At 44.4% G+C, this 13799-nt stretch carries 11 protein-coding genes; 8 read left to right on the forward strand and 3 right to left on the reverse strand.

Annotated features, from left to right (window positions below):
- Positions 1-4: 4 nt before the first annotated feature.
- The 6 genes from H6571_07790 (at position 5) to H6571_07815 (ending at position 6604) form a co-directional block, all read left to right on the forward strand.
- Positions 5-334, forward strand: a complete 330-nt coding sequence (locus H6571_07790; protein ID MCB9323630.1) for a hypothetical protein — start codon at positions 5-7, stop codon at positions 332-334.
- Positions 335-419: 85 nt separating this feature from the next.
- On the forward strand, positions 420-851 hold the full coding sequence (locus tag H6571_07795; protein ID MCB9323631.1) for a phosphoheptose isomerase: 432 nt from the start codon (positions 420-422) through the stop codon (positions 849-851).
- 102 nt (positions 852-953) lie between these two features.
- Positions 954-2447, forward strand: coding sequence for a hypothetical protein (locus H6571_07800; protein MCB9323632.1), 1494 nt, complete (start codon positions 954-956; stop codon positions 2445-2447).
- Positions 2448-2561: 114 nt separating this feature from the next.
- Positions 2562-4289: a gliding motility-associated ABC transporter substrate-binding protein GldG gene (gene gldG, locus H6571_07805; protein ID MCB9323633.1), complete on the forward strand. Its 1728-nt coding sequence runs from the start codon at positions 2562-2564 to the stop codon at positions 4287-4289.
- A 70-nt stretch (positions 4290-4359) separates the two neighbouring features.
- On the forward strand, positions 4360-5370 hold the full coding sequence (locus H6571_07810; GenBank protein ID MCB9323634.1) for a DUF4340 domain-containing protein: 1011 nt from the start codon (positions 4360-4362) through the stop codon (positions 5368-5370).
- Between the two features lie 37 nt (positions 5371-5407).
- Complete coding sequence (locus tag H6571_07815; protein MCB9323635.1) at positions 5408-6604, forward strand: hypothetical protein; 1197 nt, start codon at positions 5408-5410, stop codon at positions 6602-6604.
- A 13-nt stretch (positions 6605-6617) separates the two neighbouring features.
- Here the strand turns inward: H6571_07815 and H6571_07820 are convergent, their stop codons facing one another.
- Positions 6618-7199: an RNA polymerase sigma-70 factor gene (locus H6571_07820; GenBank protein ID MCB9323636.1), complete on the reverse strand. Its 582-nt coding sequence runs from the start codon at positions 7197-7199 to the stop codon at positions 6618-6620.
- Positions 7200-7472: 273 nt separating this feature from the next.
- Here H6571_07820 and tesB point away from each other — a divergent pair, with 273 nt between their 5' ends.
- Positions 7473-8333: an acyl-CoA thioesterase II gene (tesB, locus tag H6571_07825; protein ID MCB9323637.1), complete on the forward strand. Its 861-nt coding sequence runs from the start codon at positions 7473-7475 to the stop codon at positions 8331-8333.
- A gap of 497 nt (positions 8334-8830) precedes the next feature.
- Here the strand turns inward: tesB and H6571_07830 are convergent, their stop codons facing one another.
- Together H6571_07830 and H6571_07835 are read right to left on the reverse strand one after the other, a co-directional pair.
- Complete coding sequence (locus H6571_07830) at positions 8831-9019, reverse strand: 30S ribosomal protein S21 (protein MCB9323638.1); 189 nt, start codon at positions 9017-9019, stop codon at positions 8831-8833.
- A gap of 130 nt (positions 9020-9149) precedes the next feature.
- The gene (locus H6571_07835) at positions 9150-10805 is read right to left on the reverse strand and encodes a DNA polymerase/3'-5' exonuclease PolX (GenBank protein MCB9323639.1); all 1656 of its coding nucleotides are present in this window, start codon (positions 10803-10805) and stop codon (positions 9150-9152) included.
- A 448-nt stretch (positions 10806-11253) separates the two neighbouring features.
- Here H6571_07835 and H6571_07840 point away from each other — a divergent pair, with 448 nt between their 5' ends.
- Entirely contained in the window at positions 11254-13668 is a 2415-nt protein-coding gene (locus H6571_07840) for a T9SS type A sorting domain-containing protein (GenBank protein ID MCB9323640.1), read from the forward strand.
- Positions 13669-13799: the final 131 nt, after the last annotated feature.

A 13799-nucleotide genomic window follows, 5' to 3' on the forward strand; every position in this document is an offset into this window, starting at 1 on the left:
TAATATGTCAACGCTTCAGACCTTAGTTCATTATTCCCTCCATTTCCTGGTTCCCGGGCTGATCGCCTGGGTGTTTTTTCGCCAGGAGTGGAAAAAAGTGTGGTTGATTTTCACCCTTACGATGGTGGTAGATTTAGATCATCTACTGGCAGATCCAGTGTTTGACCCCAAAAGGTGCAGCATTAATTTCCATCCCTTACATACCTATTACGCGATGGCAGGGTATTTTTTGATGCTTTTTCATCCCAAAACCAGAATCATTGGCATTGCCCTCCTTTTTCATATGTTTACAGATTGGCAGGATTTTTTATGGACAAAAGGTTTCAAACTGTAATATAGGCAATATTTGAGGTTTCTTAAGTTGAAACTATTTCCAATTTATAATACCTTTGCGCCTTGCATTCAAAAAAATATTGACCATGAATGATAAAAATGGGCAACTGAACGACCTTTTCAACGAAAAGGGAGAAAAACTTAGCCCGATGTTACCCGATGAGGTAAAAAACTACCTGATTGACATTGACGGAACGATCTGTGATGATATACCCAATGAAGAACCGGAGCGTATGCTGACTGCTATGCCCTACCCTGATGCCCTAAAGATCATTAACAAATGGTACGAGGAAGGGCACATCATTACCTTTTTTACTTCCCGAACCGATGAACACAAAGAAGTAACTGAAAAGTGGCTTGAGAAAAATCACTTCAGATATCACCATCTGTTGTTGAACAAACCACGTGGCGGCAACTACCACTGGATTGACAATCATATTGTAAAGGCCACCCGATTCAAAGGAAAATTCACGGACCTGGTGGTAGAGACAAGGGATATCGAAGTTTTTAAATCGTAAACTCGTTGCTGGTTACTGGTTGCTGGTTGCTGGTTTAAACCGACGAGTACCGAATAACCAGCTACAAGCAACCATCATATGATTTGGTCAGAACTTGTACGGATGGCATTACTCGGGGGAGAGCGCAGTAACCTCCAGCCCGAGTTGAAGCAAAAATTCGAAGCCTACGGTATCCATACCGATGCGCCTTTCCCGGATATGATGCTCGAAAGTGCCGCTCTTTTCAACCAGATCAGAAAGGCGGCTTTCCCTTTGGAAACTTACCAGGGTATCCTCCCGCCGCCCATACCGGAAACAGAAGGAACTGCTTGTTCCTCCCTATCCACCGCCCATCTTCGGGCCATCCTCAATGGCCGTTATGGTCCAGCGTTGAGTGAATTTATTTTCCACCTTAGTCAAAATCAAAAAAAAATCCCGGCAGAAGCCCTGCCGGATCTTTTTAACGCTTCCCTTCAGGATCAAACCCTTTGGGAATTACTTCGACCTGTCATTGGCAAACGTGGAGAATGGCTATTGCAACAATGGCCGGATTGGAGAAGTCTGGCTGCCCCGGTAGATCATTCCAAATGGCCAATGGGATCGAAAGAAGAGAGGCTGACATTTTTGTCGAACCTCCGAAAAAGCGATCCGGCGCAAGCCCTGAACCTTCTTAAAAACGAATGGAATAACCTTCCGGCCGCGGATAAATTAAGCTTATTGAAAACGCTGGAAGAAAACATTTCGCAAAAAGAAGAAGCTTTCCTGGAAGAAAAACTCGATGAAGGATTGAAGAACGTTCGCCTGGAAGCGGCGAGATTATTGGCTTGTATCAGCACCAGTGCCCTTATCGACCGGCTCTTTGTCACGCTTCTGGACTTCATCGTGGTCACTGACCATAGTTTAACTTTTGAAATTCCGGAAAACTTGCCGGAATCCACCTTGAGAGATGGCATATTCCCCATCCCCATGAAAGGCATGAAAGGCGGATTGAAAGCAGCATGGCTCAGGCAAATCGTGGGAAGAATTCCGCCGGAAAGATGGTCTGACCTCCTCGACAAAGACGCCGAATCATGCCTGCCTTTCTTTGCGAATAGTTCCTGGAACGACCACCTCATTCCGGCTATTGCAGAAGCTATTCTTTTGCATAAAGATGAAAATTGGAGGCATGCATTGATGGCCTATTTCCTGGAGCATGGCAATAAATTTGAGGTTCCGGTCAACACCCTGAAAAAAATCATCCAGGACCTCCCTCCTGATGCAGCGGCGGCTCTGGCCGAAGATTTTTTGGAAAAACTCCCACGGATCGTAGAAAACAAAAGCCTCTTCTATTTATTGATTACGGAGCATCCTTATGCCTGGACAGATCAGGTAAGCATAACCCTTGTTCAAAATTTCAAAGACTGGATGCGCGGAGCCCGTGATAATTTTCATGTCGTGGACCATTACCGGGAAATCTTTGAAGCAGCGGCCTATGCAATTGCCCCCCAATTATCTGAAAAATTCAAAATAGGATGGCCCATGCAAGCGGGGGTTTGGTATTACTGGGAAGATGCCATAGACAAGTTTATTCGTATTCTTTCGTTTAGAAAAGAGATGATCCGTGCACTCAGAAACTGATCTTTGATCGGAGACCTGACTAATGAATACATTTGTCAGGCATCGTTTGCGTATTTTTTATTTAATTTCCTTTCGTTTGTTAACTTTGTTTTCCTAAAATGATAAAACAAAAATATGGCCGGGACCAGAAATAACAGAAAGACACAATCCCTGATACAAGTTGCCTTGATTATCGGGATTTTGATTTTCGTCAATATTATGGCCAATATCCGTATCGGGGGCAGATCCTTTTATTCCTACCTCGATCTGACGGAAGAAAAACGCTTTTCTTTAACAGATGGCACTGAAAAATTGCTGGCGGATCTTAACGATGAAATTTTCGTGGAGGTCTTACTTGACGGTGAATTTCCGGCAGGATTCAAAAGGCTTCAGACTGCCGTGAGGGATATGCTTGAGGATTTTCGTTCGGAATCCGGTTACATTGAATACTCCTTCATCGATCCCGGGCAAGGCAGCGTCAAACAGATCAATGAAAGAAGGGAATCCCTGGCCAAGGAAGGAATTATCCCCATCAGCCTCAGACTGAAAGATGCCAGCAGCACCTCAAATCAATTGGTTTACCCTTATGCCATTTTTCGCTACGGCAATAAATCCTGGACGGTCAACCTTTTGGAAAACGAGGTGCCCGGAATGTCCAATGAAATTATTCTGAACAATTCCATCGGGCTGTTGGAATACAAATTTGCCAGCGCCATTGAAAAGGTAAGGAATTCTGAGGTGCCAACCATCGTTTTCACCACCGGACATGGCGAACTCGAACCCATCGAAACGGCAGACCTTGAAAAAACGTTACGGGAATCCAACGAAACGGGCCGCATCAATCTGGATAGTGTGGTCACCATTGGCAAAGAAGCCGACCTCCTGATCGTGGCCAAACCACAAACGGCCTTCTCTGATAAGGACAAATTCAAGATCGACCAATTCGTCATGAATGGCGGAAAAGTTTTGTGGTTCCTGGACCAGATCGCCGTCACGCTCGACAGCCTGCAGAGGCGGGATAAGTTTTTCCCAAATCCTTATGACCTCAAACTGGATGACCTGCTGTTTAGGTATGGCATACGTATCCAATCCAACTTATTGCTGGATATCCAATGTACAAAAATCCCTCTTGCTACAGGTTATGTAGGGAATGCTCCGCAGTTGGATTATTTCAGGTATCCCTACCACCTTGTGGTCACCCCGAGAATTGACCATCCTATCGTAAAAAGCGTGGGGCCTGTCAATATGTTTTACACCAGCTCCCTGGACACCGATGTAGAAACAAAATACAATGTCAAAAAAACGGTTTTGCTGACCACCTCCGATAAATCCAGATACCAACGATTGCCCATTGCCATGGATTTTGATTTTCTACGGTATGATCTCGATCCTGCAAAATTTGACAAAGGCCCTCAACCTGTAGCCATGCTGGTGGAAGGAAAATTCAATTCACTCTATGAAAACAGGGTCAGCGAAGAGATGCTCAGTTCTTTATCCAGTTTGGGCATCCAGTTTAAACCCGAAATCGAAAACAACCAGATGATCGTCGTTTCCGACGGTGATGTGATCAAAAACCAGGTCAAACGTGACGGGCAGACTTACAGCCCCCTGGGGTGGAACGATTTTGAGAAATACCGCTTTGCCAATAAAGAACTCATTATTAACATGATTGAATATTTACTCGACGATAAAGGGCTGATCGCTGCCCGTGGCAAAGATGTCAAATTGCGATTAATGGATACGACCAGGGCCCAGGAAGAAAGTCAGCAATGGCAGTTGATCAATATTGTGGTTCCCCTCGTTTTCCTGAGTCTTTTTGGCCTGGGATACAACTGGTTTAGGCGAAGAAAATACGGGAGGTAAAAAAGGTTAAAGGTTAAAGATTAAAGGCTAAGGATTAAAGGCTAAAGGTTAAAGTAAAAGTAAAAGATTGATGAACAGAACATATTTATACCTCATTATTTTCCTGGTACTCGGCGGAGCTACTTACTGGATGGTGACAGAAAGCCAAAAGGATGAAAAGACGAGCCTTCTGGGAGCCGACCGCAAGTTTAAGGTAGAGGATCCTGAGCAAATTCAAAAAATTTTTATCGCCGACAGAAAGGAACACATTACCACTCTTGAACGTAGCGGTGATCACTGGATTTACAATAAAAAATACAAGGCCCGTCCTAATGCAATGGATAACCTGATCGATGCGATCACAAGGGTGGAAATCAAATACCAGCCTCCTGCACAAGCCGTTAAACATATGGTGACCAGTCTTGCCACGGAAGGACTGAAAGTTGAAATTTACGATAAAAAGGATCGGCTCATTAAGGCCTATTATGTAGGCGGTTCCACCAGTGACGAACGGGGCACCTTCATGATGATGGCGGATGCAAACCAGCCCTATGTTACAAATCTTCCGAACTGGTCCGGCAATATTCGGTTCCGTTATAATCTCCTTGGGGACGATTGGCGTGACGTGGTCATTTTTGGATCCAAAATGGAAGATATCACCGCCGTTGAGGTGGAATACCCAAAACAAAGGAACAAGTCTTTCAAAATTGAAAAGGAAGGAAATGACTTTTCCGTGAAACCGTATTATGAGATCACGCCAAAATCCAATAAACCAGCTGCTCCGGGCAAAATTGAACAATACCTTATAGGCTTTGAAAAAGTTTCCTGTGTCGGGTTTGATAACCTCAATGAGCAAAAAGACTCTATTTCCGGGAGCCTTCCGTTTTGCAGCATCAAACTGGAGAAAAAAGATGGCACTTTTACCCAACTTTCATTGTTTCCCGTTCAGCCGGAAGCGAGGTTTGATGCAAAAACAGGAGCCCCCCTACCGTTAGCCGAAGTTGAAAACTACTATGGGCTGTTGAATGGAGAAGATTTTATTGTGGTCAGTAATGCAGTGATCAAAAACCTGCTTTGGGCTTATGAGTTTTTCTATGAATAAACAAAAATACTTCCTGTTCTTTGCAGTTTCCGCAATCATTTCAACGGCTTTTGTCTCCTTTGGATCCGATTGGGGCTTTTTTGGTCATAGGCGTATCAACCGCCTGGCCGTCTTTACTCTCCCCCCGGAGATGACCGTTTTTTACCGGGCACATATAGAATACGTCACCGAGCATGCCGTCGATCCCGATAAGCGCCGATACGCAATAAAGGGGGAAGACATCAAACATTATATTGATATCGACCATTGGGGCACTTTGCCTTTTGACAATGTTCCCCGCGACTGGACTGGCGCCCTGATGTATTACACGGGCATCTATGCCGTCAACCGAATGGGCGACACCCTCCGTATGATACCCTACCACCCTTTAGACGCTGATGCCTCCATGGTCTTTCTTCGGGACACCCTTTCCGGAAAGTCATGGCAGATCAACAGCAGTCTGTATCGCAAATTTTTCAGGTACAATATTTTGCCGATATACGGCCAGGAGGAACGGTGGACCCTTTCCAGTGACAGCCTGAATACCATCCTGGAGCAAAAAGATGACTTTACGGATGCCTTTGCCGTGGACTATTTTTCGGAGTTTGGCATTCTTCCCTACAATTTATTGTGGATGAAAAACCGGTTGACCACCGCTTTCCGCGAAAAAGATGTCCGGAATATTTTAAGGCTTTCTTCAGATATCGGACACTATATCGGGGATGCCCACGTGCCCCTGCACACGACAGAAAATTATAATGGCCAAATGACCAATCAGGTGGGGATCCATGCCTTTTGGGAAAGTCGTTTGCCAGAATTGTTTGCCGATGAAAACTACGACTTCTTTGTAGGTAAAGCAGAATATATAAACGATCCGAAATCATACTTTTGGGATATCGTCCTGGAAAGCCATTCTTTATTGGACAAGGTGTTGGCCATTGAAAAATCATTGAGTCTCTCCTACCCTAGTGACCAGCAATTCTGCTTTGAGGAACGACTCGATGTGGTGGTCAGGACACAGTGCCGGAATTATGCCCGGGCCTATCACGAGCAGATGAGTGGCATGGTCGAAAAACGCATGAAAGACGCCATCCATGCCGTTGGCAACATTTGGTACACCTGTTGGGTAGATGCCGGGCAACCTGATCTCAGGAAACTGGTGGTCACCCCAATGACCAAAAAAGAACAGGAAGAGCAGGAGGAGCTTGAAGCAAAGTACAGGGAGGGAACCAACATAGGAAGAAAGCATGAATGACCTTAAAACGAGATCACGCAAAGATCAAAAATGAAAAACAAAAAACATGGAATACGACGAGATATCCTTTGAGTTTTTCTCTCAAAATTTTAAGGGCCTTCCCCATTTGGTTTTCTACTGTTTTTATGGAGATATCCATTTTTTCGGCAATTTCCTTATAGGTCATTTCCTCAAACCGGCTCAGCTGAAAAATGGCTTTGCACCTCGGCGGCAAAGTGTTAATGGCTATCGTGACCCTATCCTTTAATTCTCCGTGAAAAAATTGATCCTCGGTTCCGTTTTCCATGCCATCATGCAGGGCCGGATCCAATTCGTCGGTACGGGATCGTTTATTTTTCCTGATATGCCCCAGGGCTTCGTTAACGGCCATTCGCCTGAGATAGGCCACAAAAGAATGGGTAATATTCAATTCGTACCTTTTCTGCCAAAGCCGGATAAATACCTCCTGGGCCAGGTCTTCGGTGAGGGAATGATCACTGACGAAACGGTATATGGTTTTACAAACCATAAGGTAATGATCCTGAAAGAGGTCTTTCATAAAGGCAGCATCGTCGGATTGCAACCTTGATAGTATATCCTTCGTTTCGTCTGACATCAGGTTTTAGTATGATCCAAATAATTTTGATCCGAATACAAGGATAAAGGTAATTACAATAATCCAAACAACTCCTTCGACAAAGCCCTCATTTTGTTAGAAGAAAGTTAATGTCAAAGGACTTAACAGGCAGATAACGTTTTTCACGGCAAATGGACTGGAAATGAATCTGCATTGACTTATCCAGCAGGTTAATAAATTAAAGCCGGGTTATTTTTTAAGAACAATCATAAAATGACGTCCTTTGCATTTTATCAATAATCATCCACAGAAATGAAAAACGTTAGCGAATTATTGGATCTTTTGAACATGGAACAGCTGGAATACAACCTGTTCAGAGGGCAGAGCAGCAGCATTGGCAGTAAGAGAGTATTCGGGGGACAGGTTTTGGCACAATCGTTAAGTGCCGCCATGCAGACCGTTCCTTCAGACCGGTTTGTCCATTCTTTACATGCTTATTTCATTTTGCCGGGAGATATCACCATGCCCATTGTTTTTGATGTGGAAACCATCCGCGACGGGGGAAGTTTTACCACCAGGAGAGTGAAGGCCATCCAGAAAGGAAAAGTGATCCTCAATTTCGCAGCATCCTTTCAACTCCAACAGGAAGGATTTGACCATCAAATTGAAATGCCCGAGATCACTCCTCCCGAAGCATTGGCCAACTGGCAGGGGTTGGTAAAAGAATACGGAGATATTATGCCTGAAAGTTTCCGAAAGTTCCTCGACAGGGAACGTCCCATAGAATTTAAACCGGTCGAACGGTTCAACCCGTTCTCAAACGATAATTCCGGTCCTTTCCGCCATGTTTGGATCAAAGCCAAGGGTACAATCCCCGATGACCCAAGAATGCAAAACCTGGTCCTTGCCTACGCCTCGGATTATAATTTGCTGACCACGGCACTGATGCCCCACGGGCAACTAGCCAACTGGCAGGATCTTACCCTCGCCAGCCTCGATCACGCCATGTGGTTCCATCGGCCTTTTGACATGAATGAGTGGATGCTTTACCAGACAGACAGCCCAAGTGCTTCGGGAGCCCGCGGTTTCAGCAGGGGAAACATCTTCACCAGGGAGGGTAAACTGGTCGCGTCTGTTGTGCAGGAAGGGCTGATCAGGCCGAAAAGGAATTAAGAGAAGAAGGTTTTAAGTTTCACTATTGAATAACTATAATGAATATTTTGTTGCACGCTAATAAGGATGATCAAGGATTTTCTTTCTTCATCCTTTAGAGCTTGTCTAAAATTCCATCAATTGGCTGCAAGCGGCAAATTTCATCCTGCTCTGCGTTAAAAAGCCTCGCCTTACCTTCCAGGTATGCCTGCGTTTTTTGCCTTGATCAGAATAAAATTTGCTCACTTTCGCTCAATCATGGAAATTTAGACAAGCTCTTAGGATCGAAGTAATAAAGGGAGAAAATACTGTTTTCTTGCTATTTATTCCCCGGTTGAGTTGACTTTAACGAAAGAAACCCGCTCCAAATACTATTTTAGAACGGGTTTCTTTACCTACAAAAAACGAATCGCGCACAGAAAATAAGCGTTGAAATGATACCAGGACTTATCCTGTGTACGCTTATAATTTACCCGAGAATAATAATGATAAACTATTACTATTTGACGTTGGTAAATTTATTCTCCACCAAATTTTTTCTGTCTGTAAGAAGCTTTAAGCATTTCATTACGACGCTTAACAGATGGTTTTGTGAAATCTCTGCGATCACGCAACTCACGCATCAAACGGGTGCTTTGAAATTTACGCTTGTATCTTTTAAGCGCCTTGTCGATGTTTTCTGTGTCTTTTACTTCAATAATTAACATAAACGTATTAATTTAGGGCGCAAAGATAATAGTATTTTTTTATACTGAAAATTTTTTTTGAAAAAATATTCCTTCCAAATTAGCGTTATTTTTATTGCTCCAATTTGCATGTTCAATTGTAACAAGGTTCCTACTTTTTGATAAACTGGCCAAAAGCCTCCACGCCTTTGGCATTCAGGCAGGCTTCTGCAGTGAGGCCGCCCTTCCTGGCGGAAAGGATGCCGTAATGAATATCATGAATGCCTTCCTTACTGTGGGCATCGGGATTTACGGAGATCAGAATACCTTTTTCCAAAGCGTAGGGAATCCACTGCCAGTCGAGATCCAGCCGGTAGGGATTGGCATTGATCTCTATGGAAACGCCATTGGCCGCACAGGCATCGATCACCTTTTTGTGGTCGATGGGATAACCCTGCCGGGAAAGCAGCAGCCGTCCGGTGGGGTGACCGAGGATCGTGGTATAGGGATTTTCGACCGCAGCAATGAGCCGTTGCGTGGCCTTCTCTTCCTCCATTCTCAGGTTGGAATGGACGGAAGCAATGATAAAATCAAACTGTGCCAGCAGATCCTCTTCATAATCGAGTGATCCGTCATTCAATATATCGCTTTCTATTCCTTTAAAAATTCGGAAAGGAGCCAGCTCGGCATTGAGCGTTTCCACTTCCCCGAATTGTTGAATCACCCGCTCAGGTTGCAATCCATTGGCATAAAAAGCCGATTTGGAGTGATCGGTGAGGGCAAGGTATTCGAAGCCCTGCTGTTTTGAATATTCAGCCATTTCCCTCAGGGAATGCAATCCGTCACTGTAAGTAGTGTGCGCATGGACCACGCCTTTGATATCTTTCGCTTCGATCAGGTTGGGCAACTGCCCCTTTTCCGCCAGTTCAAGTGCCCAGGAGGATTCGCGCATTTCAGGGGCGATGAAAGCAAGGCCTGCCTTTTCAAAAATCCCTTGCTCGTCGGGTATATTTTTAAAATCCATTCCCGGGTGCCTCTCCACGAAAGCCTTCATGAAAACTTCTGAAGCCGTGTGCCTGAACTGTTTGGAGCCCAGTTCCTTTTTGGAGCAGGTATAAACCTTAACGGGAATGCCATCTGTGGTCTTGTAAGAATAACCATCGGAACCTTTTTCATTTGGTTCCAATAAGTCAAGCTGGAAAAAAGCATCAACCGGTTCGTCAGAGGCGATCAGCAATTCAATGCCGTTAACCACATTACATTTTCTTCGAATGGCTCCTGTCAAACGGATCGTAGCCCCGGGAAGGGCTTTTTCTGCCGCAGTCAGGAGGGCCTCCGCCGCCGCCTCCACGGCAGCAAAATGAAATTTATTTTTGGACCGCTGGAAATATTCCAGTTGTTCTTTCAGGGCATCCTGTGTCTTTTTCCCAAACCCCTTTAATTCTATCAAACGGTTTTCATTGACGGCGTAAAGCAATTCGCCTATACTTTCCACTCCGAGTTCTTCCCAGATGACTTTTATTTTTTTGGGGCCAAACCCTTTGATCTGCAGCATCTCCAAAATCCCTTCGGGCGTTTTCTCTTTGTACCGTTCCAGGGTGGCCATTTTTCCCGTGGAAAGCAGTTCTTCTATTTTGCCGGAGATGGCCTTTCCTATACCGGGCAAAGCATTCATTTCCTCCGAAGACATTTCAGCAAGAGGTTGCTCCAGTTTCCTCAAATTCATGTAAGCATTTTGATAAGATCGTATCTTAAATTTGTTCTCATCAAATAATTCCATAATTTTTCCTAAAAAGTCGAAAGATTTTGCAACATCTTTATTGGTCATCACGTACAATAGATTTATGAATAAGGTTGAAGGACCAAAAATACTAAATGTAACACAACAAATTATGTGAATTTATTTTTTGGGGCTAAAAAAAAAGCTCATAAAATTTGAATAACAAAAAAATAAATCTAAATTTGTTTTGCTACAGGGACAATACAATACATACCATTTACACATACGCTTTTCTTCCCGTTTTCGGGGGGAATTATAATCCAATCCACGAGAGGCAAAATAAACTTTGGACAAATGTGCTTTAAGGCAGGTTTGTGCCTTGCTTTTATTTGTCCCAAAGCGTACTGCCCAATCCGATTACACAGAAACGATTTAAAACGCGCCTCTGATAAAGAATAATTGCTGAAAAAAAGATAATACTGTCTTTTTTCATGGGATTTTTTATTAACACTTTTTTTAAAACAAATTCATTATGATTCTAAAAAATTACATTAACATGCGGTACACTTTTATCGCATTGTTCATTTTTGCACTATCGGCTTTGTCGACACAGCAGACTTTTGCTCAGTGTCCTGACGATAACACACAGTATTCAAGCAGTGCTGCACCTACTGTACCCGGGGTAACGCAGACATTGACAACTTGTCTCTACGGAGGTGAGTATCGACTGGTCACCAACATGATTGCCGGTCAGACTTACACTTTTTCTACTTGTGGAGATACGGACTTCGACACTCAGATCACAATTTACTCGAATTCCGGCGGAGCTGCTTTGGCTTTTAATGATGACTTTTGTGGCCTACAGTCTGAAGTAACTTTTACTCCAGCCTTAACCGGTGATTACCGGATTTTGATTGACAAGTATAATTGCGTAAGTGAGAGTACCTGCATGACCCTCAATGCCACCCTGCTTCCTTCCGTTACCAATGATGATGCATGTAATGCCGAGGCCCTTACGCTTGGAGTAACTGCTATCGTTAACAATAATGGCGCTACAGCTGAGGTCGGTGAAGTTAATCCTGGTCCTGGTACAGGCCCAAGTTCCTGTGATTCTCAGGACGGATGGTGCAGCTTTGAACTGGATGTTGACAATTCCGTATGGTACACTTTTGTAGGCCCTGCCGGCGGTTGTGTTAATATCGACTTCACGGGAACTACGGATTTGCAGGTGGCTGTTTATACTGTGGGAAGTTGTGGCAACTTCGCCTCATATACTGAAGTAGCAGGAAACGATGATGGCGGAAATGGATTAGCTCCAGCTTTGGCTTTCCTCACAGTAGTACCCGGCCAAACCTATTACGTACAGGTAGATGGTTACAATGGAGCCAGCACAACAAACGGTGGTATCACCGTTAGTTCAGCAAACTGTGGTCCTCCAGTCAATGACAATGCATGTGATGCTACCCCATTGACCATTGGCGTACCTGCCGGCATTGATAACGCACTTGCTACCACTCAGCAGTGGGAGCCAAATCCTGGTGCTGGTTCAGATGGTTGTTCATCCACTGATGGATGGTGTTCATTCGAGCTCACCGTTAACAATTCTGTATGGTACACTTTTGTAGGACCTGCCAGCGGATGTGTTAAGATTGACGTTCTCGGTACAAGCGACTTACAAATGGCTGTATGGACTACTCCTGCTTGCGGCGAGTTCTTCAAGTACCAGGAAGTAGCTGCCAATGATGATGGTGAATTTGGTTTTGCTCCATCCCTGGATTACTTCAGCGTTCAACCCGGTCAGACTTATTATGTTATGATTGACGGTTATAACGGAGCTGTGGCAAACGGTGACCAAATTTTAGTAACCGACGGAGCAGGCCCTGTTCCTGCACCATGGACTACTAGCCATGTTGGCGCTGCTGTAGGTAACTTCGGCTATGTTTCATGTGGTGAAGAATACACAGTAAGTTCTAACCAGTACTCTTCTCCATTCAAAGATCAGGGAGGTTATATCCTTCAGACTTTATGTGGCGACGGTTATATTCAGGCAAGAGTAAATGATATCGACGGTTTGGGATGGGCTGGCATCGTTATGCGTGAATCTACAGCACAAGGTTCAAAGAAAGTAGCGTTGAAAACACAATTAGGTAACCTGGTACGCAGAGACCTTCGTAAATCTACCAACGGTCTGGCTCAGAGCCAGCAGTACCCACGCCCTGGAGGATGGAACTGGCTGAGACTGGAAAGAGTAGGCAATCAGTTTGCCGGTTATATCTCAGAAGATGGAACCAACTGGCAGCAGTTGATGGCATTTTCTATGCCAATGAACAACTGCCTCCAGGTAGGAATGTTCGTTGAAAGTATCAACGTCAATGCAGTGACTACGGCTGTATTCGGTAATCCTTCAACAGGTCCTTGTCCTTGCCTCAGTAGCTTTGGCGCCGGCGGTGGCTCTTACGCAGGTCCTTATTGTGGTGCTTCTACAGGAACTCCGGGCTTCCCGGCTGATCCTACTTGTGAAGCGGCCGTTTGTGCTTATGACCCATTCTGTTGTAGTACGTCATGGGACGGCATCTGTGCTGGTGAAGCAGCTAATGACTTCCCAACAGAATGTGCTGCTTGTTTGAGTGTAGGTCCTCCTCCACCAAGCCCAATACTTGGTCAGGAAAGTGCCATTACTACGCCTCAAACCATCAGTGATGGAGTAGAAAGAATCGGAAGCCTTACTGTTTATCCAAACCCATCTGACGGATTGGTGAACATCCAGGTAGAAAACTTCATCGGTAAAGCTGCTACGGTAGTGATTTACAATAGCCTTGGCCAGGAAGTTTATACCAAGTCTTTTGATGCCATCGAAACTTCAACCATTACTGCTGATCTGACCAGTGCGAAAATCGCAAGTGGTCTGTACAATCTGAACTTTGTATCAGAAGGTCAAAGAATCACCAAACAAATTGTGATCAACAAGTAATTGGATTGATTAAATAATTAGCAGATAATTAATGAATTGATGCTATAAAAAGGGGCACTTCAGCAATTGAAGTGCCCCTTAATTAAAGAAGCCGGTAACGAAAATTTCGTTACCGGCTTCTTTAATTCTGC

It is taken from the genome of Lewinellaceae bacterium, from assembly GCA_020636105.1.
GTDB lineage: Bacteria > Bacteroidota > Bacteroidia > Chitinophagales > Saprospiraceae > BCD1.